The sequence below is a fragment of the Massilia sp. NBRC 108631 genome (assembly GCF_059704565.1).
Genome location: NZ_BAAKJE010000261.1, coordinates 94,619 through 119,663 on the forward strand (window position 1 = coordinate 94,619; position 25,045 = coordinate 119,663).

At 63.2% G+C, this 25,045-nt stretch carries 17 protein-coding genes; 13 read left to right on the forward strand and 4 right to left on the reverse strand.

The window, feature by feature from the left end; all coding sequences use genetic code 11:
* Positions 1-164 precede the first annotated feature (164 nt).
* From AC6H42_RS28485 to AC6H42_RS28510, 6 genes are all read left to right on the forward strand, one after another.
* On the forward strand, positions 165-1,508 hold the full coding sequence (locus AC6H42_RS28485; RefSeq protein ID WP_057154528.1) for a FecR family protein: 1,344 nt from the start codon (positions 165-167) through the stop codon (positions 1,506-1,508).
* Between the two features lie 400 nt (positions 1,509-1,908).
* Complete coding sequence (locus AC6H42_RS28490) at positions 1,909-6,168, forward strand: DUF4214 domain-containing protein (protein WP_497549484.1); 4,260 nt, start codon at positions 1,909-1,911, stop codon at positions 6,166-6,168.
* Between the two features lie 183 nt (positions 6,169-6,351).
* Entirely contained in the window at positions 6,352-7,866 is a 1,515-nt protein-coding gene (locus tag AC6H42_RS28495; RefSeq protein ID WP_057154530.1) for a class I SAM-dependent methyltransferase, read from the forward strand.
* Between the two features lie 270 nt (positions 7,867-8,136).
* Positions 8,137-9,969 (forward strand): type I secretion system permease/ATPase, encoded by a 1,833-nt coding sequence (locus AC6H42_RS28500; protein WP_497549485.1) that lies wholly within the window; start codon positions 8,137-8,139, stop codon positions 9,967-9,969.
* 3 nt (positions 9,970-9,972) lie between these two features.
* Complete coding sequence (locus tag AC6H42_RS28505; RefSeq protein ID WP_057154532.1) at positions 9,973-11,331, forward strand: HlyD family type I secretion periplasmic adaptor subunit; 1,359 nt, start codon at positions 9,973-9,975, stop codon at positions 11,329-11,331.
* Positions 11,332-11,355: 24 nt separating this feature from the next.
* The gene (locus AC6H42_RS28510; protein WP_057154533.1) at positions 11,356-12,690 is read left to right on the forward strand and encodes a TolC family outer membrane protein; all 1,335 of its coding nucleotides are present in this window, start codon (positions 11,356-11,358) and stop codon (positions 12,688-12,690) included.
* Positions 12,691-12,762: 72 nt separating this feature from the next.
* Here the strand turns inward: AC6H42_RS28510 and AC6H42_RS28515 are convergent, their stop codons facing one another.
* Complete coding sequence (locus AC6H42_RS28515) at positions 12,763-13,656, reverse strand: sulfurtransferase (protein WP_057154534.1); 894 nt, start codon at positions 13,654-13,656, stop codon at positions 12,763-12,765.
* A 139-nt stretch (positions 13,657-13,795) separates the two neighbouring features.
* On the opposite strand from AC6H42_RS28515, the gene AC6H42_RS28520 reads away from it, so the two are divergent.
* The 4 genes from AC6H42_RS28520 to AC6H42_RS28535 all read left to right on the forward strand — a co-directional run bounded on the left by AC6H42_RS28520 (position 13,796) and on the right by AC6H42_RS28535 (position 19,108).
* Positions 13,796-13,888, forward strand: coding sequence for a TA system antitoxin ParD family protein (locus AC6H42_RS28520; RefSeq protein WP_229418122.1), 93 nt, complete (start codon positions 13,796-13,798; stop codon positions 13,886-13,888).
* A 29-nt stretch (positions 13,889-13,917) separates the two neighbouring features.
* A complete protein-coding gene (locus AC6H42_RS28525; protein ID WP_497549486.1) occupies positions 13,918-14,067 on the forward strand; it encodes a type II toxin-antitoxin system RelE/ParE family toxin in 150 nt (49 codons plus the stop codon).
* Between the two features lie 41 nt (positions 14,068-14,108).
* On the forward strand, positions 14,109-17,654 hold the full coding sequence (gene dnaE / locus AC6H42_RS28530) for a DNA polymerase III subunit alpha (RefSeq protein ID WP_497549516.1): 3,546 nt from the start codon (positions 14,109-14,111) through the stop codon (positions 17,652-17,654).
* Between the two features lie 113 nt (positions 17,655-17,767).
* The gene (locus AC6H42_RS28535; protein WP_157200869.1) at positions 17,768-19,108 is read left to right on the forward strand and encodes a DUF4214 domain-containing protein; all 1,341 of its coding nucleotides are present in this window, start codon (positions 17,768-17,770) and stop codon (positions 19,106-19,108) included.
* A gap of 14 nt (positions 19,109-19,122) precedes the next feature.
* Here AC6H42_RS28535 and AC6H42_RS28540 read toward each other — a convergent pair whose 3' ends face one another.
* Complete coding sequence (locus AC6H42_RS28540) at positions 19,123-19,368, reverse strand: DUF6139 family protein (protein WP_057154536.1); 246 nt, start codon at positions 19,366-19,368, stop codon at positions 19,123-19,125.
* Entirely contained in the window at positions 19,334-20,326 is a 993-nt protein-coding gene (locus AC6H42_RS28545) for a DUF535 family protein (RefSeq protein ID WP_057154537.1), read from the reverse strand. The genes AC6H42_RS28540 and AC6H42_RS28545 overlap by 35 nt, the downstream gene beginning before the upstream one ends.
* A gap of 195 nt (positions 20,327-20,521) precedes the next feature.
* Here AC6H42_RS28545 and AC6H42_RS28550 point away from each other — a divergent pair, with 195 nt between their 5' ends.
* Positions 20,522-22,108, forward strand: coding sequence for a sensor histidine kinase (locus AC6H42_RS28550; RefSeq protein WP_057154538.1), 1,587 nt, complete (start codon positions 20,522-20,524; stop codon positions 22,106-22,108).
* A 4-nt stretch (positions 22,109-22,112) separates the two neighbouring features.
* Positions 22,113-22,715 carry a response regulator transcription factor gene (locus tag AC6H42_RS28555; RefSeq protein WP_497549487.1) on the forward strand — a complete coding sequence of 201 codons (603 nt, stop codon included), beginning with the start codon at positions 22,113-22,115 and terminating at the stop codon, positions 22,713-22,715.
* A 56-nt stretch (positions 22,716-22,771) separates the two neighbouring features.
* On the opposite strand, the gene AC6H42_RS28560 is transcribed toward AC6H42_RS28555, so the two are convergent.
* A complete protein-coding gene (locus AC6H42_RS28560) occupies positions 22,772-23,725 on the reverse strand; it encodes a glycosyltransferase family 2 protein (protein WP_082551699.1) in 954 nt (317 codons plus the stop codon).
* 310 nt (positions 23,726-24,035) lie between these two features.
* Here AC6H42_RS28560 and AC6H42_RS28565 point away from each other — a divergent pair, with 310 nt between their 5' ends.
* On the forward strand, positions 24,036-25,040 hold the full coding sequence (locus AC6H42_RS28565; RefSeq protein ID WP_497549488.1) for an O-antigen ligase family protein: 1,005 nt from the start codon (positions 24,036-24,038) through the stop codon (positions 25,038-25,040).
* The last annotated feature ends 5 nt before the right edge of the window (positions 25,041-25,045 follow it).

Genomic DNA, 25,045 nt, shown 5'->3' on the forward strand with positions numbered 1-25,045 from the left:
GGCCGCCGGCCCTTGAAATATTGGTTGGCAAGCAATAAACACCGAAAGGACGTAACAATCTGTTGCAGTATGGGGCTGCACGGCCGCTTATTTGCTAGCATGTGACCAGCATCACATACATTCCGTACGGAACGGCGAGAATGTCAGTGTCGAGGAGAATAATTATGTTGCGTGCATCTTTCATCATGTTGGGACTGAGCTGTGGCCTGCTGGCCGCCGCGCCGTCGGCGTTTGCCGCCGAGGCGGGCAAGGTCGTGTTTGTCACCGGTTCGGCCCAGCTTGCCGGACGTGCTGCCGCGCTCGACGCCGCAGTGCAGGAGGGCGACGAACTCAGTACCGGCGCCGACGGTTATGTCTATGTCAAAACCATCGACAGCGGCTTCCTGATCCTGCGCCCCAACAGCAAGGCCCGCATCGCGGCCTACAAGGTGGACGCGAACAACCCCGGCAACACCCGGGTCAAACTCGAATTGCTCAATGGCGTAGCGCGCAGCATTTCCGGCGATGCCGTGAAAAAGGCACGCCAGAATTTCCGTTTTAATACCCCGGTGGCAGCTATCGGCGTGCGCGGCACCGACTTCATCGTCTATACCGACCAGGAAACTTCGCGCGTAGCGGTGGTTTCCGGCGGCGTGGTGATGAGCGGCTTTGCCGGCGCCTGCGGTCCGGAAGGCGGCGGCCCTTGCGAGGGCGACGCCAGCCGCGAGCTGTTTGCCGGCCAGGCCGGCGCGCTGCTGCAGGTGCGCCGTGGTGAAAACGTGCCGCAACTGCTGCGCAGCCCGGCGCTGTCGCCCGACCAGAACGCGCCGCCGCGCGGCGACGAGCCGGTCGGCAAAGTGGCCGCGCCGCTGCCGGCGGTTGTGGAGCTGAACCTGGATGCCAAGAAGGCCACCAATCCGCTGCTGCGCCCGCCTTCCACGGAAAACGTGCTGCCGCCGCCAGTGAAACAGGACGAGGGCAACACGGTGGTGGATAACGGCGGCGTCGCGCCGACCACGCCGGTCGATCAGCCGCGCGTGCCCACCATTGCCTGGGGCCGCTATCAGGCGCTGGCCGGCCTGGCCCCGGACCCGGCCGTCAAGGCGGAGTTGAATGACAAGAAGTACGCCGGCAGCTCGGCCATCGGCTCCTACGTCATCAAGCGCCTGGCGAACCAGGAATACGTGATGCCGCGCGAAGGCACGGCATCGTTCGTGCTGCAGGGCGGCGAAGCCTTCCTGACCGCCGGCGCGCTGACCGAAAAAGCCAAGGTCGACAGTGGTTCGCTGCACCTCGATTTCGCGCAAAGCGCGTTCACCACCAGCCTCGCATTGAGCGGCGATAAGCTGAAGACCAATATCACCGCTTTCGGCGATATAACCCAGAAGGGTGAACTGAGTAATAGCCTCTTGTCGCCCACCACGGTGCGCGGTTATGTCGGCGGCGCCAAGCAGGACGAGGCGGCCTATATATTCAAGAGTATCGGCGTGGGGATGACTGCAGAGGGTGGCGTCAGCTGGAAACGCTAGCGTTGAGAATGAATCGGCGGTCCCCGGCAGGGGGCCGTATTTAAAAGCCTCCATTAACTCAAGGAGGCTTTTTTATTGTCCGGAGTATTGCGCCGGTTTACCCATTCGGCTGCGGCGGAATAGCCGATTTGCACAGCGATTGATTGCTGCTTATTTTTTGTGCAGCGCTGCCTTTAAATCGGGCAGCACACGCATAAAACTCGATGAGTTGTGAGAAATTTTTCAATATTTGTAAAAAAAATGCGACAAGTGGGCTTCAGATGTGATGGCCGTCACAACATGGCTTTCTCCCTGTGGCATTATGGCGATGTTCTGCAAATAGGCTTGTGCCATGGCTACTCCAGCCCTGGCACGGGGTGCGGAAATTCTAGTTTGAAATATCTTAACTAAAGGAAATATCATGGCTGCAGCAGCAGAATACGTCCAAGTAGCACAACAAATTTACGTAGCTTACTTCGGTCGTCCGGCCGACCTGTTCGGTCTGAACAACATGATCGCCAATCTGGCCGCGTCGAATGCTCCTACGACCATCGCCGGCCTGAAAGATGCATACAAGACTAACGGTACCGTTAAGTCCATCATCGACAACTTCGGTTCGAGCCCAGAATCGCAAGCCCTGTACGCAGGTGCTGACGATGCAGCGTTCATCACCGCTATCTACCAGAACGTTCTGAACCGCGATCCACTGATCGGCGGCCTGACCTTCTGGGTAACCGCGCTGGCACGCAAAGACATGACCCGCGCTGAAGCCGCGACCCAGATCATGGCTGCTGCAGTTAAAGAAGGCGGCAACGCTGCTGACGCTGCAATCGTCAACAACAAGATCGAAGTTGCTAAGAACTTCACCGCAGCTATCGACACCGCTGCTGAAGTAAACGGCTACAAAGGCGCCGTCGCTGCTGCACAAGCACGCGAACTGCTGCACAATGTAAACGGCGACACCGTACCAGCTGACTACCAGGCTACCGTGGAAGCCACCCTGGCTGCCATCGCCAACGGCACCGGCTCGTCGGTCGCTCTGACCAACGGCACCGACACCCTGACCGCCAACATCTTCAACGCCGGCCTGGTATACACCCCAAGCGGCGACGACCGCATCAACTCGCTGCAGAGCGAAGACGTGCTGACCGGTAAAGACGTAAGCGCCACCGCGAACAACATCCTGAACGCGACCCTGGGCAACGCAAACGACAACGGCGCCAAGTCGATCACCGCTACGCTGAAAAACATCCAGACCATCAACCTGGACATCACCGGCAACACCAACACTCTGGACGTTCGTTTCGCTGACAGCCTGAAAACCCTGGCTATCAACAAGCTGACCCTGGAAGCAGCCGACACCGTCAACATCAAGAACATCGGCCAGCCAGCCGCTAACCTGTCCGTCAAGAACAGCGCAGCTGTTGACGGCACCGTGAACTTCGACTACGTTGACGGCGTTCTGGCTGCTAAAAACGCCGCTGGTACCGCTGCTGGCGGCGACACCGGCAATGTGACCGTTGAAAACGTTGCTCTGGCTAAACTGCACATCGGTAACAATCTCAGCACCGAAGGTTTCGAAACCATCAACCTGCTGTCGCAAGGCACCAACACGATCAAAGATCTGAACGTTGTTGATGCGGAAACCGTTGTCATCACCGGTGCTGGTTCCCTGAACCTGATCAACAATACCACTGGCGCTGGCGGCGAGTTCACTAAAGTGAACGCTGGCGGCATCACCATCGGCGACGGCATCGGCGTGCGTACCATCGACGCTACCGCTTACGCAGGCAACACCAACATCAACATCAGCACCGCTGTTGGCGGCCATAACGACCCAGGCAATTCGGGCAAGGTCTTCCACTCGGAAGTTAAACTGGGCGCCGGCGACGACACCCTGTGGACCACCAGCGCTGTTACCAGCACCACCGTGGCTGGCGTGGTTCTGTCCGACGTCATCGACGGCGGCGCAGGTCACGACACCCTGCGTACTTTCTCGGCTAGCATTACCAAGAACGCCAAGATCACCAACGTTGAAGCCCTGGAACTGCGCGGCGCGACCTCGTCGGCCTACATCAGCGCCTTCGACGCAAACCTGACCTCGGCTCTGCTGCGCAATGAAGTGGGCGGCGCTGCCCAGACCTTCTCGCTGCACAACACCACCAAGACCCTGGCTGAGAACGGCAACATCGTTCTGCGTCACGGCATCGGTGCTGCCGCTCTGAACGATGTAGTAAGCGTCAACCTGGCCGACGCCAGCGCTGCATCCGACACCGTCGTGCTGACCGTACAGAACGACCTGAACACCGGCACCAAGTTCGATTACACCCTGAATGCACAGAGCCAACTGCGCGCTGACGTGCTGGCTGGTACCGCAACCGCCACCGCTGCTCAACTGGCTGCAACCAAGGTAGAAAACGTCACCGTCAACGACAACGACACCGAAACCAACGTTCTGACCCTGACCCGCGCTGCTGACCACACCGGTACGTTCAAACTGACCGGCGGCACCGCTGGCCTGGACTACACCGTTGCCAGCACCCTGGTAGCCAAGACCGTTGACGCAGCTACCCAGCTGAGCAACCTGCGTCTGACCGTTGGCACCGCCGACCAGACCATCAACCTGGGCGTTGGTAGCGACATCCTGACCTTCGCAACCCTGGACAGCTTCAACGGTTCCGACACCATCACCGACGCTGGCGGCGTAGACACCGTGCGCGCTGCATTCAGCAAAGACGTGACCGGCACCCCAAGCCTGACCGGTATCGAGAAGCTGCATATCGTTGCAACCGAAAACGTTGCTATCGACATGTCCAAAGCCACCACCGTTACCGAACTGGCTATCCTGTCGGACAAAGCGGTTGACGGCGACGCCGACCTGTCCCCAGTAACCGCTGAGCCGTTTGCAATCGCAGGTGGCCTGGTTTCCGTCAACGACGTGATCACCCTGAAAAACACCGCCCTGTCGACCCTGAACTTCTTCGGCGACAACGAAAGTGTTGATCCAGTTGGCGCTCCAACCGGCTCGCAGGCTCAGATCTTCAACGGTGTAACGCTGGAAAACAACACCGGCGACGCACTGGCTGTATCGATCAACAGCAGCCTGGACGCTGGTATCGGCGCTTCCTCGTACACCCTGGGTCAGTTGACCGCGCACGGCGTGAAAAACATGACCGTTACCGTGGGCAACGAACTGGCAATCGCTGCTGGTGCAACTGCTTCGGCAACCACCACCACGATCAACAACGTGTACGGCAAAAACCTGCAATCGTTCGTGGCAACCGCCAACGGCAACCTGGCACTGGGTACCGTGTCGGGCACCGGTCTGGCCAACACCATGACCACCTTCGACACCACCGCTGTTAAGGGCAACCTGACCGCCAACGTCATCATCCTGGGCGACAACGCTCAAGTGAAACTGGGCAACGGCATCAACACCTTCAGTGCTCTGGGTTCGGCTGGTAAGGGCGTTTCCATCACCTCCGGTAGTGCAAACGACATCCTGACCGGTACCGCTCAGTCCGACACCATCGTGGCTGGCGCAGGTAACGACACCATCAATGCAGACCGCGGCGACAACGTGGTTGACGGCGGTGCAGGTGACGAAACCGTCACCGCTGGCGACGGCAACAACACCGTATCCTTCGGTGCTGGTCACTACGAAACTGCTCTGATCAACGATGACTCCGGCAATGATGGCTCCAAAGCCAACAACAGCTTCTCGCTGTCCGGTACGATTGCTCGCATCCAGATCGACGTGAATGGTGCAGGCGCTCAAGAAGTTGACCTGACTGTTGCAGTTGGTAACGGCTCCGACCTGACCCTGAACTACAACGGCGGCACTCTGCAAGCAAACACCGCTGTTCTGGATGGCCGTCTGGCAGTAGCTGATAACTTGCTGACCACCGGCGTGGCTACCGCCAACTCCGACCTGTTCATCGACACCGCAGCTGGTGGTTCGATTACCACCATGAACGGCGGCGCAGGCAACGACGTGCTGATGGGTCTGGACACCGCTGTTGCTTACACCCTGAACGGTGGCGCAGGCAACGACGCGCTGATCGAAGTGGGCGGCGCAAGCACCCTGACCGGCGGCACCGGCGCTGACCGTTACACCCTGGCTGACACCGCTGGCGCAGCAACCGACACCATCGTGATCGCTGACGGCGAATCGCTGGCTTCGGGCTACGATCAGATCGTTGGCTTCTCGGCTACCGCTGTTACCGGCGACATCCTGGACCTGTCGTCGACCGTTATCGGTACCACCGGCAACCTGACCGCCAATGTTGTTACCTCGACCGGCAGCGGCGTTCTGGTTACCGCCGGCACCTCCGCAACCAACGGTATCGTCACCTTCGGCATCACCGACGTGACGGGCACCGCCGGTGTTGAAACCTCGGCGCTCGTTTCGACGGCTACCGACACCAACCCGGCTGACGCGGTTGGTTACATCTCGCTGTCGCAAGCCCTGTCCTTCCTGGCTCAGCAGCTGAACAACACCGGCGCCACCGTAGGTTTCTACTACGACCTGAATGGCAATGGCGTTGCAGGCGACGCAGGTGACAGCTTCTACGTCTTCCAAGACGGCGCTACCGACACCGTGGTTGAACTGATCGGTGCTCCAGCCGGCATCACCGCAATCGGTGTTGCTCTGGCGGCTAACACCGTCGCAATCGCCTAAGTAGACGACTTATCCGCGGCAATTTGCGCGGATAGCAAAACCGCCCCTTCGGGGGCGGTTTTTTTTTGCCTGCCTCCTGAACTGGCATGCCACGCCCCGCGAGACAAACGGCGCACCAGTCGTTATACTGGTCCGCCGCCGGGCATGACGCTTCCGGCTCCTTATTCAAACGATGGAGAGACTATGCAGGATTGGACGGGTGGATACGTTACGGACATCGAATATACGTCCGGTTTTTATCGTGAACTGGCGCCTGCCAGCATGAACTTTGCCGCGCTGCTGCGCGGCTATGCCGCACCAGTTGCGACGCAGGCGTACAACTGGCTGGAGATAGGCTGTGGCAACGGCCTGTCAGCCAATGCCCTGGCTGCGGCCAATCCGCAGAGCAGTTTCCACGCCTTCGACTTCAATCCCGTGCATATCCAGAACGCCCAGCGCGTGGCGCGGGACGCCAAACTTGCCAATGTGCATTTTTACGAAGACAGTTTCGAGCAGGCCCTGCATCGCGATTTGCCGGCCATGGACTACATTGTTCTGCACGGTATCTACTCCTGGGTCAACGCGGAAAACCGTGCTCACATTGTCAATCTGATTCGCAAGTTCCTGAAGCCGGGTGGCGTGGTCTATATTTCCTACAATTGTCTGCCAGGTTGGAGCAGCAAGGCGCCGCTGCGCCGGCTGATGACCGAGTACGCAGCTCGCCGCGGAGGGCCGGTGCTGGAGCGGGTGGCCGCCGCGCGCAGCTTCGTGCACAGCATGAAGGAAGCCGGTGTGCGCTATTACGCCGCCAACCCGGCAGCGGTGGCGCTGGCCGACAGCCTGCAAACCCAGGACGTGAATTACCTGGCGCACGAGTATATGAATGCTGACTGGGACCTTTTCTATCACAGCGACGTCGTCAAGGACCTGTCCGCTGCCAAGCTGACTTACGCCGCCTCGGCTACTGCGATTGAAAACCTGAACGAAGCGAGCCTGACGCCCAGCGTGGCCAAGCTTGTCGAGGCCGAAGCCGACCCTGTGCTGAAGGAATTGCTGCGCGACTTTGGCATGAACCAGCAGTTCCGCCGCGACTTGTTTATCCGCGGTGCGCGTCGTATGGCTACGGCGGAATTCGCCAAGGTTGCAGGTGCCATCAAGCTTTGCCTGTCGCGCAGCCGTGACGAATGCAAGCGCACGGTCAACTTGCCTGTGGGCGAGGTAACGCTGGCCGCCAAGATCTACGACCCGATTCTGGACGCATTGATGGCGGGGCCGAAGACGCTGAAAGAACTCTCTGAGCAATGCGACCTGCCGTTCCAGGCTTGTCTGCAGGCGGCAACCATCCTCACGTCGCTGAACTATCTGCAGCTGATGCAGGCGCCGGTGGAAGGCGCGCTGCAAAGTTGCATGGCATTCAATGTGGCGGCCCTGAATCGCGCCGTGGCTGGCGAGGAGCTGTCCGTGCTTGCCGCCGCCAGCCTGGGCACCGCAGTCGGTGTCAGCGCTACGGACCAGTATATGTTGCATGCCTACCTGTCAAAAGCTGAAGATCCGGCTGCGCATTTGCTGAAGATCTTGAAAACGCTGAACCGCCACTTGATTCATGAGGGAAAAGTGGTAGAGGGTGACGAGGCCACGCTGGCCCAGTTGCGTGAATCGTACGCCAAGTTCTCTTCTAAAGTCCTCCCTTTCTATCTCATCTGCGGCATCATTCACTGATACGCGTGCTCGCGGCGCCTGCCAAGCAGGCGTCGCCTTCCCATTATTTGCTCCTTCCTCCCTGGCATCGCCGGTTTGTGTATCCAGACGTAAAAATTTGTGATGAGGATCACATATTTTGATGGATTTGAGCGATAATGTGTCTTCCGCTGGAAGCTTAGCTCCCGGCGTTCGTCCCGACCGTTGTAAAAAAATATGCAATCGTTGCCCTGTGAACAGGCAATGGTTGCCGTTGTAGGCCGCGTCCTTACTCTGCATGCAAGCCACCCAATGAAAATTAAAAACACCCAACCGCTGAACGAAATCGAGCAGGCACTGTCCGGTTTCAAAAGAACGTTCCTCACCGTCGGCGGCTTTAGCGCCATCACCAATTTGCTGATGCTGGTTCCCTCGCTGTACATGCTGCAGGTCTACGACCGCGTGCTGGGCAGCCGCAACGAGATCACGCTGCTCATGCTCACGATCATGATGCTGGGCGCCTATCTGCTGATGTGCGGCCTCGAGCTGATCCGCAGCTTCGTGCTGGTCCGCGTGGGCGCCAAGTTCGACATGAACCTGAACAAGCGCGTGTATACCGCCGCGTTCGAGCAGAACCTGAAGAAGGCCGGCGGCAGCGCCGGCCAGGCGCTGAACGACCTGACCAGCATCCGCCAGTTCCTGACCGGCAACGCGCTGTTCGCCTTCTTCGACGCGCCATGGTTCCCGGTTTACCTGATCGTCATCTTCCTGTTCGAGCCCGCGCTGGGCTGGTTCGCGCTGGGCGGCACGCTGCTGCTGATCTTCCTGGCCTACATGAACGAGCGCGTGTCGCGCCAGCCGCTGAGCGACGCCAACAGCATGGCGATTGCCTCGGCCAACCTGGCCACCAACAACCTGCGCAACGCCGAAGTCATCGAATCGATGGGCATGCTGCCGAACCTGCTGAACCGCTGGTTCGGCCTGCACGGCAAGTTCCTGCACCTGCAAGCCGAGGCAAGCGAGAAGGCCGGCGTGGTCGGTTCCATCACCAAGTTCGTGCAAGTGTCGCTGCAGTCGCTGGTGCTGGGCTTTGGCGCATTGCTGGTGCTGGAAGGCAAAATCACGGCCGGTATGATGATCGCCGCGTCCATCCTGGTGGGCCGCGCCATGGCGCCGGTGCAACAGGTGATCGCGGTCTGGAAGACCTGGAGCAGCACCCGCAGCGCGTACAACCGCCTGCTGACCTTGCTGGAACAGAATCCGGCCCGTCCGGCCGGCATGGAACTGCCTGCACCGAAGGGCGCCATCACGCTGGAAGGCGTGACTGCCGGTCCTCCGGGCACCCAGTCGCCGGTGCTGAAGAACGTCACGTTCGGCATTGCGCCGGGCGACGTGCTGGGCGTGGTTGGTCCGAGCGGTTCGGGCAAGTCCACGCTGGCGCGCCTGCTGGTCGGCATCTGGCCGTCCGCGCTGGGCAAGGTGCGTCTTGACGGCGCCGACATCTTCCAGTGGAACAAAGCCGAACTGGGCCCGCACCTGGGCTACTTGCCGCAGGATATTGAACTGTTCGCCGGCACCGTGAGCGAGAACATTGCGCGTTTCGGCGAGGTGGATGCCGAACAGGTGGTGCAGGCGGCCAAGCGCGCCGGCGTGCACGACATGATCCTGCGCCTGCCGAAAGGCTACGATACCGCGCTGGGCGATGCCGGCGCCGGCCTGTCCGGCGGCCAGAAACAGCGCCTGGGCCTGGCCCGCGCCATGTATGGCGATCCTTCGCTGCTGGTGCTTGATGAACCGAATTCCAACCTGGATGACGTGGGCGAGGCCGCCCTGGTCAATGCGGTCAACGACTTGCGCCAGCGCGGCAAAACCATAGTGCTGATCACGCACCGTACCAACATCATTGGCATCACCAACAAGCTGCTTTTCCTGCGTGACGGCGTCGTGGATATGTTCGGCCCGACCCAGCAGGTGCTGCAAGCGCTGCAGCAGAACGCACAGAAGCAATTGCAGGCGGCGCAGGCTGCCAAGGCGGGCCAGCCCGCGCAGGCTGCGCCAGCCGCCCCGGCCGCCCCGGCGGCCCCTGCTGCTGCGGCAGCCCCGGCAGCGGCAGGGCCGCAGACTGCAACTACCGTACAGGAATAAGACATGAAATTAATCGAGAAGAAAGACTTGGCGAGCGATGTCATTACCCATGACGTGTCGCCGTTGACGGTCCACACCGATCCCCGCGCGTACGCGCGCCTTGGCTGGATCGTCGTGCTGGTTGGCTTTGTAGGTTTCCTGGTGTGGGGCTTCCTGGCGCCGCTGGACAAGGGCGTGCCGATGACGGGCACCGTGGCGCGTGAATCGAGCCGCAAGCAGGTGCAGCACCAGGCCGGCGGCACCATCGAGAAGATCCTCGTGCATGACGGCGAACGCGTCAAGGCCGGCCAGGTGCTGGTGAAGATGAACGAAGTCCAGACCAAGTCGGTCGCCGACATCACCTTGGCGCAGTATCTGAGTTCGAAGGCCACCGAGACCCGCCTGCTCGCCGAGCGCGACGGCAAGTCCAAGCTGACGCTGGCGCCGGAACTGGACGCGTACAAGAACGACCCGCGCCTGCTGGAAAACCTGGCGCTGCAAAACCAGCTGTTTACTTCGCGCCAGCTGTCGCTGCAGAACGAACTGGCGGCCATCGAGGAATCGATCGCCGGCGCCAAGGCGCAGCGCGACGGCTTGCAAGAGTCGAAGGAGAGCAAGAAACAGCAGCTGGTGTTCCTCAAGGAGCAGCTGGACAATATGCGCGAACTGGGCAAGGACGGTTACGTCGCACGCTCGCGCGTTCTGGACTTGGAACGTACTTACGCCCAGCTCAACGGTGCCATTTCCGAAGACATCGGCAATATCGCCCGCGCCCAGCGCCAGATGGCCGAGTTGACGCTGCGCCGCGCCATGCGCCAGCAGGATTTCCAAAAGGAAGTGCGCTCCCAGCTGTCCGACGTGCAGCGCGAAGGCGATGCGCTCGGCGCGCGCCTGAACAGCCAGCAGTTCGACCTGGCCAACGTCAGCGTCAAGGCGCCGGTCGATGGCCTGGTGGTGGGCATGAACGTGTTTACCGAAGGCGGCGTGGTCGCCCCCGGTTTCCGGATGATGGATATCGTGCCGGTAAACGACGGGCTGATCGTCGATGGCCAGTTGCCGGTGAACCTGGTGGACCGCGTACACAAAGGCTTGCCGGTGGAGCTGATGTTCTCGGCCTTCAACGCCAACACCACGCCGCACATCCCCGGCGTTGTCGACACCATCTCGGCTGACCGCCTGGTGGAAGACCGCACCGGCAATCCGTACTACAAGGTGCGCGTGAAAGTGACCGCCGAAGGCATGAAGCTGATCGCCGACAAGAAGCTCGACATCCAGGCCGGTATGCCGGTTGAAGTGTTCGTGAAGACCGGCGAGCGTTCGATGATGAGCTACCTGTTCAAGCCGGTTGTTGACCGCGCGAAAACGTCGATGTCGGAGGAATAAGCTTTGGCTCACACTCAACCACGTATGAAGTTGCTGGCCCGGGCGGTTTGCGTTGCGGCGCTGGCCTTTGCCGGCAATGCCTCGGCGCTGGGCCTGATCCAGGCTTACCAGGCCGCGCTGCAGAACGATCCGACCTATCGCGGCGCCTTCTTCGACAGCGAAGCGGGCAAGGAAGCGCGCATCCAGGGCCGGGCTGGGCTGCTGCCGCAGGTGGGTGCCAACTTCAACCTGAGCCAGAACCGCGCGGATACGTTAACCCAGTCGACCAACATCCTGGGCCAGCCGACCACCTCGCTCACGCATCCGAAATACACCAGCCGCGTGGAAAGCGTGTCGCTGCGCCAGGGCGTGCTCAATCTGGAGGCGATCGCGCGCTACAAACAGACCGTGGCGCAGTCCAGCTTCGCGGCCGCGCGCTTCGACGCGCAGACCCAGGAGATGATCCTGCGCGTGACCGGCGCCTACTTCGACGTGCTGTTTGGCGACGAGCAAGTGGCGCTGGCCACCGCCGAGCGCGATATGTACACCGAGCAGCGCCAGGTCAACGACCGCCTGTTCAAGCAAGGCGAGGGCACCCGCACCGACATGCTGGAAACCCAGGCACGCCTGGATGTGTCGGAGGCCCGCCTGATCGAAGCGATCGACAGCCGCAATGCGGCGCGCGAAACGCTCGCCAAGCTGATCGGCGACGGCACCAGCAGCCTGGACCCGATGGCGCCGGACTTCCGCATCATGCCGGCGCCGGAGCGCCTGGACGAACTGCGCAAGCTGGCGCTGGCCAACAATCCCGACATCCAGGCCTTGCAGTACTCGGTCGAGGCCTCGCGGCAGGAGATCAACCGGGCCCGTTCGGGCCACGCGCCCCGGGTCGACTTTGTCGCCTCGTACAGCAAGAACGACGCCGAGACCATCAACACCTACAACCAGGATTCGACGGTGCGCAGCATCGGCGTGCAGGTGAACATTCCCTTGTACCAGGGCGGGCAGGTCAATTCCGCTTCGCGCCAGGCCGTGGCCAATTACGAGAAGGCCAAGAGCGACTTGCAGGCGCGTGTCGACAAACTCAACGTGGACCTGGGCAAGGACTATGCCTTGACCCTGAGCGGCGCGGCCAAGATCCTGGCGCTGTCCAAGGCGGTCGAGTCGAGCAAGCTGCTGGTGCAGGCCACCGAGCAAAGCATCAAGGGCGGCGTGCGCATCAACCTGGACTTGCTGAACGCGCGCCAGCAGATGTACACCAGCCAGCGCGACCTGGCGCAGGCCCGCTACAGCTACCTGCTGGCGTCGATGCGCCTGCGCAGCGCGGTCGGTTCGCTGAGCGTGGACGACGTGAAGGAAGTGGCGGGTTACTTCCGCTAAGCGCGCCACAGCGCCTAACCGCACACAAAAACGGCCGCATCAGCGGCCGTTTCCTTTTGCTTCAGGCTGGCCTCAGGCCGCCTGTTCCTTGCCGTAGCAATGCGGGCAGGATTCGCCGTACACATACTGCTCCGACAGCTGTTCGCGCGGCGTGACCACGGCGCGGCAGGCGAAGCACTGGGTGGTTTCCACCGCTTCCAGCTGCGGATTGAGCGCGGTGCGGTAGTCGAATACGAAGCAGTCGCCCGTGTAGTGCGCGCCGCCCACTTCCTCGAAGTACTTCAGGATGCCGCCTTCGAGCTGGTACACATTGTCGTAGCCGATGTTCTGCATGTGGATGGCGGCCTTTTCGCAGCGGATGCCGCCGGTGCAGAAGGTGACCACGGTCTTGCCGTCGAAGTCGGCCTTGTGCGCGGCGATCACTTCCGGGAACTCGGTGAATTTCTTGATGCGGTAGTCCACCGTGTCGGTGAAGGTGCCCACGTCCACTTCGAAGTCGTTGCGGGTGTCGACCATCACCACCGGCTTGCCGGCGTCGTCGTGGCCCTGGTCCAGCCAGCGCTTCAGCGTGTGCGCCTCCACGAACGGCGCGCGGCCTTCCTCCGGCTTGATCAGCGGCATGCGCATGGTGATGATCTCTTTCTTGATCTTCACCAGCATGCGCTTGTGCGACTGCTCGCTCGACAGGCTTTCCTTCACTTCCAGGTCCGCCAGGCGGGCGTCGCTGCGCACCCAGGCCAGATACTGGTCGATGTCGGCGCGCAGGCCGGACAGGAACATATTGATGCCTTCCGGCGTGAGCAGGATGGTGCCTTTCAGGCTCAGCCGGGCGCACTCGGCCTGGTACTGCGGGCGCAGCTCTTCCAGGTTGTCGAGCGTGATGAATTTATAGGCAGCGATGTTGACATACGGGGTCGCCGTTGCTGCGCCGGCTGCTGCGGGCGCGCTGGAGGTGTGAGCTTGCATGGTGCGATTTTCAGGAAAATGCGGAACAGCCGCTATTATAAGCTGTTCACGCTGGCTGGCCGCCAAAACGCCGGTCTTGCTGTCAGGTATTGCTCGATTCCGGTCAGATTCGGCGAAGCGGCACGATGCTGTACTGTCAATGCGTATCAATCAGGATCTCTACGGACAGGCCAGGCAGGATGCCGCTGCCGAGCATCGCACGATCGCCGGGCAGATCGAATTTTGGGCCTGAAGAAGGGCGATCTTGCCCGATAGCGCGTCTTGAAATTCCACGGCGGTGGACAACTTTACCTGCCGGGATATGCGCCGGATCAGGGCATACAGCAGATCTATCTGGAGGCGCTTGGCCGGCACGAGAATTTTTATCGCGATATGAAGCGCTGGGCCAGCCGGGCCGCCCGGGCGCGGTAGAATAGCGCCTCATTGGAACACTGGCGAGCAGCAGCATGAACATGATGGTAATCGAACAAGATGGCGGCGCCGTAGCCGCTGCGCCTCAACCGCAGGGTCCGGCTTTTGTGCACCTGCGCGTGCACTCGGAGTACTCCATCGTCGATGGCCTGGTGCGCATCGATGACCTGATCGCCACCGCCGCCAAGGACAAGCAGGCGGCGCTCGCGGTCACCGACCTGGGCAACCTGTTCGGCATGGTCAAGTTCTACAAGTCCGCGCGCGGCAAGGGCATCAAGCCGGTCATCGGCTGCGAAGTGTGGATCACCAATGACGACAACCGCGAAAAGCCCTCGCGCCTGCTGCTGCTGGCAAAAAACCGCATGGGCTACCTGCAGCTGTGCGAACTGCTGTCGACCGCCTGGCTCACCAACCAGTACAAGGGCCGCGCCGAGATCCGCACCGAATGGCTGGCGGAGCGCGCCAGCAAGACCTACGAGCTGCTGCCCAACGAACGCACCGACAACGGCCTGATCGCGCTGTCCGGCGCGCAGTACGGCGACATCGGCGCGGCCATCGACAACGGCAACCTGGAGCTGGCCGAGCGCCAGGCGCGCAAGTGGGCCGCCATCTTCCCCGGCCACTTCTACGTCGAGATCCAGCGCGCCGGCCAGGCCAACCAGGAGGCGCAGGTGCGCCATTCGGTGGCGCTGGCGGCCAAGCTGGGCCTGCCGGTGGTGGCTACGCACCCGGTGCAGTTCATGTCGCCGGACGAGTTCATCGCGCACGAGGCGCGCATCTGTATCGCCGACGGCGAAATGATCGCCAACGCCAAGCGCGTCAAGCGCTACAACGAGCAAATGCGTTTCCTGACGCAGGCCGAAATGGGCGCGCTGTTCGCCGACCTGCCTGCCGCGCTGCAAAATTCGGTGGAAATCGCCAAGCGCTGCAACGTCACGCTTACCTTGGGCAAGCCGCAGCTGCCGAACTTCCCGACCCCGCCCGGCATGACCATCGACGAGTTCCTGGTGGCCGAATCGAAGAAAGGCCTGGAAGCGCGCCTGGAGCACCTGTATCCGGACCCGGTCAAGCGCGAGGCCGAGCGCCCGCGCTACGAGGCGCGCCTGAAGTTCGAGACCGACACCATCTGCAACATGAAGTTCCCCGGCTACTTCCTGATCGTGGCCGAGTTTATCCAGTGGGCCAAGGAAAACGGCGTGCCGGTGGGGCCGGGCCGGGGTTCGGGCGCCGGCTCGCTGGTGGCGTACGCGCTGCTGATTACCGACCTGGACCCGCTGAAGTACAACCTGCTGTTCGAGCGTTTCCTGAACCCCGAACGCGTATCGATGCCCGACTTCGATATTGACTTCTGCCAGGAAGGCCGCGACCGCGTGATCCAGCACGTGAAGGACTTGTACGGCCACCACGCGGTGTCGCAGATCGCCACCTTCGGTACCATGGCGGCCAAGGGCGCTATCCGCGACGTGGGCCGCGTGATGGACTTCGGCTATATGTTCTGCGACGGCGTGTCCAAGCTGATCCCGTTCAAGCCGGGCAAGCCGGTCTCGATTGCCGAGGCGATCGAGGAAGAACCGATGCTGAAGGAGCGCCAGCAGAACGAGGAGGAGGTGCGCCAGCTGCTGGACCTGGCGCAGCAGGTGGAGGGCATCACCCGCAACATCGGCATGCACGCCGGCGGCGTGCTGATCGCCCCCGGCAAGCTGACCGACTTCTGCCCGCTGTACACCCAGGGCGGCGACGGCGGCGTGGTGTCGCAGTACGACAAGGACGACGTGGAGGCCGTGGGCCTGGTGAAGTTCGACTTTTTGGGCTTGACCACGCTGACCATCCTGGACCGCGCGGTGAACTACATCAAGGATCTCGATCCGGCCATGGCGGACTTCGACCTGGCCAAGCTGCCGCTGAACGACCGCCCGTCCTACGAGCTGCTGACCAAGGCCAAGACGGTCGCCGTATTCCAGCTTGAGTCGCGCGGCATGCAGGGCATGCTGAAGGACGCCCGTCCCGACCGTTTCGAGGACATCATCGCGCTGGTGGCGCTGTACCGTCCGGGCCCGATGGACCTGATCCCCGACTTCTGCAAACGGAAACACGGCGAACGCTTCGACTATCCCGATCCGCGCACCGAGTCCATCTTGTCCGAAACCTACGGCATCATGGTGTACCAGGAGCAGGTGATGCAGATGGCGCAGATCGTCGGCGGCTACTCGCTGGGCGGCGCCGACATGCTGCGCCGCGCGATGGGTAAGAAAAAAGCCGAAGAGATGGCCGAGCACCGCGAGATCTTCCGCGCCGGCGCCGCCAAGGATGGCTTGAGCGCCGAAAAGGCCGACGAGATCTTCGACTTGATGGAAAAGTTCGCGGGCTACGGCTTCAACAAGTCGCACGCCGCCGCCTACGCGCTGCTGTCCTACCACACGGCCTACCTGAAGGCGCACCATCCGGCCGCGTTCATGGCAGCCAACATGTCGCTGGCCATGGACGACACCGAGAAGGTGAAGATCCTGGTCGAGGACTCGATCGACATCTGCGGCCTGACCGTGCTGCCGCCGGACATCAACAAGTCGGCCTACCGCTTCCGTCCGGACGGCGAAGCGCCTTCGGTCACCGGCAAAAAAGTCACGCAGATCCGCTACGGCCTGGGCGGCGTGAAGGGCGCCGGCCAGAACGCCATCGAAGCCATCATTGCCGCGCGCGAGTCGGGCGGGCCGTTCGTCAGCCTGTTCGACTTCTGCAAGCGGGTCGACAAGAAGCAGATCAACCGCCGCACCATCGAAGCGCTGATCCGTTCGGGCGCGTTCGACTGCCTGGGCGTGGACCGCGCCGTGCTGCTGGCCTCCGTCACCTTCGCCATGGAGTGCGCGGACCAGGAGGCCAAGGCAGCCAACCAGGTGTCGCTGTTCGGCGGCGACGATTCCGACCTGGTGGCGCCGCCCGAGTACGTGAAGGCCGCGCCGTTCACCGACCGCCAGAAGCTGGCCGAGGAAAAGATCGCGCTGGGCTTCTATCTGTCCGGCCACATGTATGACTCCTACGCGCAGGAGGCGCGCCGCTTCTCGCGCACCAAGCTGTCCGACCTGGAGCCGTCGCGCGAGCCGCGCATGATGAGCGGCGTGATCACCGGCATGCGCCCGCAGATGACGCAGCGCGGCAAGCTGTGGATCGTCACGCTGGACGACAAGACCGCCGTGGTGGAGGTGACCGTGTACAGCGAGGTGTTCGACGAGAACAAGCGCATGTTCAAGGACGACGAATTCCTGGCCGTGGTGGGCAAGGTGTCGGAAGACCGCTTCTCGGGCGGCCTGCGCATCTCGGCCGAGAAGGTGTACGACATCATTGCCGCGCGCAGCCAGTTCGGCCAGCAGTTCGGCTGGACCATGCCGACCACGGTGGCGCCGGCCAAGCTGCAGGAAGTGCTGGCGCCGCACCGCGACGTCAACGGCCTGCCGGTGGCCATGCGCGTCAAGCCGCAGGGCGTGGACTGCGTGGTGCAGCTGGGCGAGGAGTGGCGCGTGGCGCCGTCGGATGCGCTCAAGCTGTCGTTGGAGCAGGTGCTGGGCGCGCGCGAAGTGGCGGTGGAGTACTAGCATTGAGCTCGTTTGGCATGCCGGGTGTAAATCACAGTATTAAGTAATTTACAATTGACAAGGTCATGGCCCCGGGAAATACTGTGGGCCAGATCAATTCATTCCCTTCCACCATGGCAACTGTTAACGAAGCAACCAAGGCCCCGCTGACTGGCTACAACCATATCGACGCCCTGCTCGATAACGGGCCCGGCTGGAACTATGTGATGCCGTCCGCCGGCAACGTCATCAGTTACACCTTCTCCACTGCGAGCGGCATGCAGACAGGCAATAACAGCCTGCGCGGCGCGCCGTCCGCCTTCTCCTTTGCCCAGCAGGCCGCCACGCGCGACACGCTGGCCTACGTCAGCCAGGTGACCGGCATCCGCTTCCAGGAAACCGGCGTCGGCAGCGACGCCCAGGTCCATTTCAGCAATGCCGACCTCACCGAGCCGCAGTATTCCGGCCTGTGCAGCTGGAACGTGGAATATTCCTATATGCCCGACAACCAGCTGGCCGACTTCAAGCCGGGCGCCTATATCTACCTCGACAATGTGCAATGGGGCAGCCAGAACGCCAGCCTGAACGGCGGCCCGGGCGGCGAGACGCTGTTGCATGAGATCGGCCACATGCTGGGCCTGAAGCATCCGTTCGAGGGCGCCATCCAGCTGCCGTCGGATACCGACAGCACGGCCTACACGCTGATGTCCTACACCGACGCCGGCGGACCGTATACGACGTACAGTCCGTACGACCTGGCGGCCTTGAACTGGCTGTATGGCGGCGATGGCCTGGGCGGCGCGCTGGGCATCAACTCGGTGCGCGGCGGGCGTTATCTGACCGGCACCGCCGGCAACGATACGCTGACGGCCGGCGGGGCCAATGACAGGCTGGAAGGGGGCGGCGGCAACGACGTGCTGAACGGCGGCGCCGGCATCGACAGCGCCTATTTCGCCGGCGGCAGGGCGGGCCACAGCGTGGCCGTGGCCAACGGCGTGGTGACGGTGACGGACCTGCAGGGCAGCGGCGGCAGCGACACGCTGAGCGGCGTGGAGCGGTTGAACTTTGGCGGCGCGTCCTACGCGGTCGATATCGCCGGCAACGGCGGCAAGGCCTACCGCATCTACCAGGCGGCGTTCGACCGCGCGCCCGATTCGGTGGGCCTGGGCTTCTGGCTGAAGGCGCTGGACGACGGCGTAACGCTGCGCCAGGTGGCGAACGATTTCATCGGCAGTCCCGAGTTCGGCAAGCTGTACGGCACCAACGTGAGCAATTTCGACTTCATCACGCGGCTGTACAGCAACATCCTGCACCGCACGCCGGACCAGAGCGGCTTTAACTTCTGGCTCGACGCGCTGAACGGCAATGTGACCACCCGGGACGCCATCCTGGCCGATTTCAGCGAGAGCCCGGAAAACCAGGCCCAGGTGATCGGCGCCATCCAGAACGGCTTCGAGTACACGCCTTACGGCTAAGCGCAGGGCTGAGCTTAGCCCTGCGGCGGCCTGGCGTCTTTCACGCTGGTGATGGCATAGCCCTTGGCGCCGATTTGCTGGTGCGGCCGCTCGATGTGGAAATCGGGCAGGGCATCGGCCCCGTCGTCCACTTCCAGCGCCAGGCTGGCGGCCTGCCAGTCGGTGTTGATGGCTTCCTGGGGAATCGGCTTGCCTTCCGGCACAGCCAGGTAGGAAAACAGGCCGTCATGTTCCGCTCGTCGGTAGATATCCAATCGCATTGCATCCTCCCGGGGTGGTAACCAGCTCGATCGCCAGTTCTGTTGCCAGCACACTTGCCGGCTCGCTGGCCGGCGCTCGTGCTGCGATTCTACCGCGCTCGCGTGGGATCGGCGCGCCGCGCTGCGCAAAGTTTTCCACCACGGCGTCGGCCACGCCGGCCAGCAGCTCGTGGCGCTTGCGCGCCTCCGAGCGCTTCTTGGACGCAATTTCATCCAGCAGCGGCGCCTGCAGCGGGCCGCAGGCCAGCGCGTAGTCGCCGTCGGCGCGCCGCTGCGCGCCCATTTCCAGCCAGAAGGCGTTGTAGTCGGCGTGCACGCGTCCCTTGCGGATTTGCTTGAGCACGGCGCGGTTGTCATTGCCCACCAGCAGCACCTGGCTGCAGCCATAGGCATAGCCGAGCTGCTGCACCAGCCGCAGCAGCAGTTGTTTCGGGCGCAGGCCGTGCAGGTCGCGCGTGGCGGCGCGCGCCAGCTCCAGGCCGGCGCCGCACTGCGGCCCTTGCAGGCAGCCCACGCCCACGCTGGCCGCGCTGGACTGCGATCCGTCGGCCAGGAAGGAGAACGCCACCGAATACACCAGGGTGGCGCCGCAGCGCAACTGCAGCACCAGTTCGCCCTCGCGCTCCATCGGCACGATGGCGCGCAGGTCCACCTGGTAGGCGGCGCCGGACTTGCCTTCGAAGCTGGCCAGCACCAGCGGGCCGCGCACGGCGTGCGCCACGGTGTCGGCCAAGCCGTGCTGCAGCACGAAGCGGTAGTGGGAAGCCAGCGCCGCCAGCCGCTGCGGGCGGTCCAGGCGGCTGCTCAGGTAGGGCCGGTAAATCTTGTGCAGCAGGCGCGGCTGCAAATGCGCCAGTTCGCGCAGCGCGCCATGTGAATTGAGCAGCTGCAGCCAGCCGCGCGTGAGCAGCGGATGGGCCAGCGCGCGCGCCTGCAGCTTGACGGCGGCGCATGCCATTGAGGGAAGGGATTTCCGTTCCAGCCCGGCGCGGAGGGTGATAGCCTGCATGTTGTTCGGTGCTCCAATTGGGTAGTGCGGGAGTGATAAAGGCGGCGTGGGCTGGGCCGTAGGAAACAGTGCGTTACAATCAGAAATATTAGCCGTGGCATAGCACACTGACAATTGGCGGATCAGCTTAGGGGGAACACTTACATGGCGCAGCGCGGGGCGGGATGGGCAAGCTGGCACGGGCTGGTGTTTCTGGCTTTGTACCTGCTGCTGGATTGGCTGACCTATGTCGACCCTTTGTACGGCCTGAACATCACGCCCTGGAATCCGGACCCGGCGCTGGGCCTGGTGTACTGGCTGCGCTACGGAAAAAAAGCCGCGCTGCCGTGGTTCGCGGCCTTGCTGCTGGGTGACGTCTGGCTGCGCGGCATGCCGGCCGGGGCGCTGCATACCTTGCTGGGCGCGCTCAGCCTGACGCTGGGCTACGGCTTGATCGGCGAAGGCTTGCGGCGCAATTTCAGCACCAGCGCCATGTTCGACAACCGCGACCGGCTGCTGACCTGGCTGGCGGCGGTGGCGGCCGGCACCCTGCTCAACGCGGTGGCCTATGTGGCGCTGCTGTCGTCGGCCGGCTTGATCCCGGCCGGGCAGGGCGCGCTGGCGGTGTGGCGCTTTGCCATCGGCGACGTGGTAGGCGTGATGGTGTCGATGCCGCTGATCTGGATGCTGGCCGGCGAGGACAGCCGCTCGCGGCTGCGGGCCGCGGCGTGGCGCTGGGAAACCCTGGGCTATCTGCTGCTGGCCATCTGCATGCTCACGGCCGTGTTCGGCCACATCGCGCGCGCCGAGTTCAAGCATTTCTATCTGCTGTTCCTGCCGGTGATCTGGGCCGCCGCCCGCCAGGGCGTGTACGGCGCCGCGCTGATCGTGTTCACGCTGCAGCTGGCCATCGTCACGCTGGTGCGCTGGACCAACACGGTCGACCTCGAGGTGGCCGAGCTGCAATTGCTGGACGCGGTGCTGGCGCTGGTGGCCTTTTTCATCGGCATCGTGGTCGACGAGCGGCGCCAGGTGGCCGACGAGCTGAAACACACGCTGCGGCTGGCGGCGGCCGGCGAAATGGCGGCCGCGCTGGCGCACGAGCTGAACCAGCCGATGACGGCGCTGTCAGCCTACGGCAAGGCCTGCGAGCACCTGCTGGAGCGGGGCGAGACGGGCGAACTGCTGAAGGGCGCCATCCAGCGCATGGTGATCGAATCGGGCCGCGCGGCCGAAGTGGTGCGGCGCCTGCGCGACTTTTTCCGCACCGGCGCGCTGCGCCTGGAGCCGGTGCCCGCCAGCACGCTGCTGGCGGCCATCACGCAGCAGTTTTTCAGCCAGTGCCGCGAGCAGGGCGTGGAACTGGCGGTGGCGCAGGCGCCGCCGGTGACGGTGCTGGCGGACCGCATCCAGGTGGAACTGGTGCTGCGCAACCTGCTGGCCAACGCGCTCGATTCGGTGGCCGCCTGTCCGCCGGGCCAGCGCCGCATCACCTTGTCGGCGCGCGCGCTGGACGGCGCGCGGCTGCGCATCACGGTCGAGGACAGCGGCGCCGGGGTGTCCGAGGCGCTGGCGCGGCGCCTGTTCGAGCCTTTCGTGTCGACCAAGTCCAGCGGCCTGGGCCTGGGGCTGGTGCTGAGCCGCGCCATCATCGAAGCGCATGGCGGAAAACTGTGGGCCGAAGTGGCCGGCCACGGCATATTCCGCTTTATACTTCCGGCGCTGGAACTGGAAGGCGAATCTGGAGAATAGTGGCATGGACCTGACTGTATTTATTGTCGATGACGATCCCGCCGTGCGCGACGCGCTGGGCCTGTTGCTTGGCGTGCGCGGCTACCGCACCGCCGTGTTCGCCAGCGGCGAAGCCTTGCTGCAGGCCTGGCGGCCGGAGTGGGCCGGCTGCCTGGTGATCGACATCCGCATGGGCGGCATGGACGGCCTGGCGCTGCAGCAGCGCCTGGCGCAGCTGGGCAACCGCATCCCCATCGTCATCGTCACCGGCCATGCCGACGTGGCGCTGGCGCGCGCCGCCTTCAAGGCGCGCGCGCTGGATTTCCTGGAGAAGCCGTTCGACGACGCCAAGCTGGTGGCCGCCATCGACGAAGCGTTTTCGTCCGAGGCGCGCCAGCGCAGCCAGACCCGCGCGCGCGAAGACCACCGCGCGCTGCTGCGCGAACTGACGCCGCGCGAGCGCGAAGTGATGCAGCTGGTGGTGCTGGGGCGGCATAACCGCGAGATCGCGCCGGCGCTGGGCATCAGCGTGCGCACGGTGGAAGTGCACAAGGCGCGGCTGATGGGCAAGCTGGGCGTGGGCAATGTGGCCGACCTGGTGCGCATCGCGCTGCAGGACGACGCGTAGCGGCGGTGTAGCGGGGGGCGGTGCAGCGGCGGCGCGGCGAACGCGGCTTGGCAGGCTCAGGAATTGCTGGCTGCGGCCAGGTTGGTGGGGGCGTTGGTGGGCAAGGTGTCGTTGGCCGGCGCGGCCGGGCGCTGCGTGCCGCTGGGCGTGGCGGCCGGCGCGCCAGCCGGCGCCGGGACCGGCGACACCGCCGGCGGCTGGCGCAGGCCTTGCACCGCGCGCACCGTCTTGTCGGCCGCGCGCTGCAGCACGATGTGGCGGTTGCGGTCTTCCAGGCTGCGCTCGTTTTCCTTGTGCCACAGGTGGTAGACCTCGGTGGCGAACGCGCCTTCCTTGCGCATCACGCCGGCGTTGAACAGGCGCACCACCAGGTCGGAATCCTCGTGGCCCCAGCCCTGGAAGCTCTCGTCGAATCCATTGACGGTATCGAGGTCGCTGCGCCACACGCCCAGGTTGCAGCTCTTGATGCGGCGCCAGCTGAAGCGGCGGCTTTCGCGGCCCACATCGGGCAGGGTCAGCACGGTTTGCAGGAATTTGTTCAGGTCGCCGGTCAGGCGCAGTTTCAGCTTGTCCCACAAGGTCAGGCCGCGCAGGTTGATGCGCTCGGCCAGCAGGCGCAAGGTGTAGCCGGGGCTGAGCAGCACGCGGCTGCCGGTCACCAGGTAGCCCGGCTTGGCCAGCTTGCGGTGCTGGCTGATGAAGCTCGGCTGCGGCATGCAGTCGCCGTCCAGGAACACGATGTAGTCGCCGCTGGCGGCCAGGATGCCCTGGTTGCGCGCGCGCGCGGCGCGGAAACCCTTGTCGGGCTGCCATACATGCAGCAGCGGCACCGGCGAACGGCGCTTCAGATTCTCCACGCACTGGCGCGTGTTGTGGGTGGAGCCGTCATCAGCGATAATGATTTCGAATTGATTATCGTCCTGGCAGAAGCAGGCCTCCAGCACTGCCGCCAGGGCGTCGGGCCGGTTGTAGGTCGTGATGATGACAGAAATTTTTGACGCTTGTTGCATGAAGTGGATGCTGCCTGTGCTGATTTTGCAAGAATAAGCTCACAAAACATTAATGAATAAATCTTTTACAAAAAAAAACATTCTGCAAGACAACGCACTATCTTATCTCATCCACAGTCTGATTTTCCTGCTGCCCGCCTTGACGCTCATCACGCGATGGGGCGTCAGCGCCATCGGGTTTGCCTTCCTGCTGGCCGGTTTGTACTGCTGGCGCACTGCGAAACCCGGCTTTTTGCGTCATCTTACTGAGGTTCGTCTCGTTTTAACAGCGTTTGCTGCCAGTTTCGCCTTTGCCCTGGCGGGTCTATTGTTGCATCCCGACATACAATTGCGCGCACTGGAGAAACCGGCGCGCATTTTCTTTTGCGTTACCGTACTGCTGGCTGTGCTGGCGTGCCGTCCGCGCCGCAAGGCGCTGTGGTGGGGCCTGATCGCCGGCACCATGGGCGGCGCCGTGTTCATTTGCTACCAGCGCTGGGGCCTGGGTATCTCGCGCCCGGGCGGCCTTATTAATTCTATAACATTTGGCGATATTCAGCTCTGCATGGGCATGATGTGCCTGGCTGCGGTGCTCGACTTCAAGGGCCGGCAGGCGGCATGGCCGGCGCTGGGCGCGCTGGCCGGCCTGCTCGGCTCGGTGGCCACCGGCACCCGGGGCGGCTGGATCGCGGTGCTGTTCGCCATCTTGCTGTTCATCAAGTACGGCCATTTCCTGCGCAGCCGCGCTTCCAAGCTGCTGGCGGCGCTGGTGCTGCTGCTGCTGGTGAGCACTTACTTCGTTGAGCAGACCGGTACCCGCGAGCGGGTCCAGCAGGGTGTGCAGGATGTGACCTCCTACTTCGACGGCGGCCGTGAAGACACCAATGTCGGCATCCGCCTGGAGCTATGGAAGGGCGGGCTGGCGCTGGCTGCGCAGCATCCGTGGCGCATTTCCAGCACCAAGGAGATCCAGGCCGAGTTGGCGCGCGACGTGGCCGCCGGCCGTTTGCAGCCTTTCGTGCTGCAAGCCGAGCACTTCCACAGCGACATGGTGCACGTGCTGGTGTACGGCGGCATCCCGGGGCTGCTGGTCTATTTGTTCAGCATGCTGGCGCCGTTCCTGTTCTTCCTGCGCATCTTGCGCACCCATGAGTCGGCCAGCCCGGCCGTCACCGCCCCTGCGCTGGCCGGCCTGCTGCTGGTGATCGGCTACTTCAGCTTCGGCCTGACCGAAGTCATTTTCTGGTCCATACTGAGCACCATGTTCTATGTACAGATGCTGTTCCTGCTGATGGGCTTTTGCCTGAACGCGCAGGACGAGGGACATGCGCGATGAGCGCC

Excerpts from the sequence above, each read along its gene's own strand:
- AC6H42_RS28485 (WP_057154528.1), top strand. The coding sequence starts at position 165 with ATGTTGCGTGCATCTTTCATCATGTTGGGACTGAGCTGTGGCCTGCTG.
- AC6H42_RS28490 (WP_497549484.1), top strand. The coding sequence starts at position 1,909 with ATGGCTGCAGCAGCAGAATACGTCCAAGTAGCACAACAAATTTACGTA.
- AC6H42_RS28495 (WP_057154530.1), top strand. The coding sequence starts at position 6,352 with ATGCAGGATTGGACGGGTGGATACGTTACGGACATCGAATATACGTCC.
- AC6H42_RS28500 (WP_497549485.1), top strand. The coding sequence starts at position 8,137 with ATGAAAATTAAAAACACCCAACCGCTGAACGAAATCGAGCAGGCACTG.
- AC6H42_RS28505 (WP_057154532.1), top strand. The coding sequence starts at position 9,973 with ATGAAATTAATCGAGAAGAAAGACTTGGCGAGCGATGTCATTACCCAT.
- AC6H42_RS28510 (WP_057154533.1), top strand. The coding sequence starts at position 11,356 with ATGAAGTTGCTGGCCCGGGCGGTTTGCGTTGCGGCGCTGGCCTTTGCC.
- AC6H42_RS28515 (WP_057154534.1), bottom strand. The coding sequence starts at position 13,656 with ATGCAAGCTCACACCTCCAGCGCGCCCGCAGCAGCCGGCGCAGCAACG.
- AC6H42_RS28520 (WP_229418122.1), top strand. The coding sequence starts at position 13,796 with ATGCGTATCAATCAGGATCTCTACGGACAGGCCAGGCAGGATGCCGCT.
- dnaE (WP_497549516.1), top strand. The coding sequence starts at position 14,109 with ATGATGGTAATCGAACAAGATGGCGGCGCCGTAGCCGCTGCGCCTCAA.
- AC6H42_RS28535 (WP_157200869.1), top strand. The coding sequence starts at position 17,768 with ATGGCAACTGTTAACGAAGCAACCAAGGCCCCGCTGACTGGCTACAAC.
- AC6H42_RS28540 (WP_057154536.1), bottom strand. The coding sequence starts at position 19,368 with ATGCGATTGGATATCTACCGACGAGCGGAACATGACGGCCTGTTTTCC.
- AC6H42_RS28545 (WP_057154537.1), bottom strand. The coding sequence starts at position 20,326 with ATGGCATGCGCCGCCGTCAAGCTGCAGGCGCGCGCGCTGGCCCATCCG.
- AC6H42_RS28550 (WP_057154538.1), top strand. The coding sequence starts at position 20,522 with ATGGCGCAGCGCGGGGCGGGATGGGCAAGCTGGCACGGGCTGGTGTTT.
- AC6H42_RS28555 (WP_497549487.1), top strand. The coding sequence starts at position 22,113 with ATGGACCTGACTGTATTTATTGTCGATGACGATCCCGCCGTGCGCGAC.
- AC6H42_RS28560 (WP_082551699.1), bottom strand. The coding sequence starts at position 23,725 with ATGCAACAAGCGTCAAAAATTTCTGTCATCATCACGACCTACAACCGG.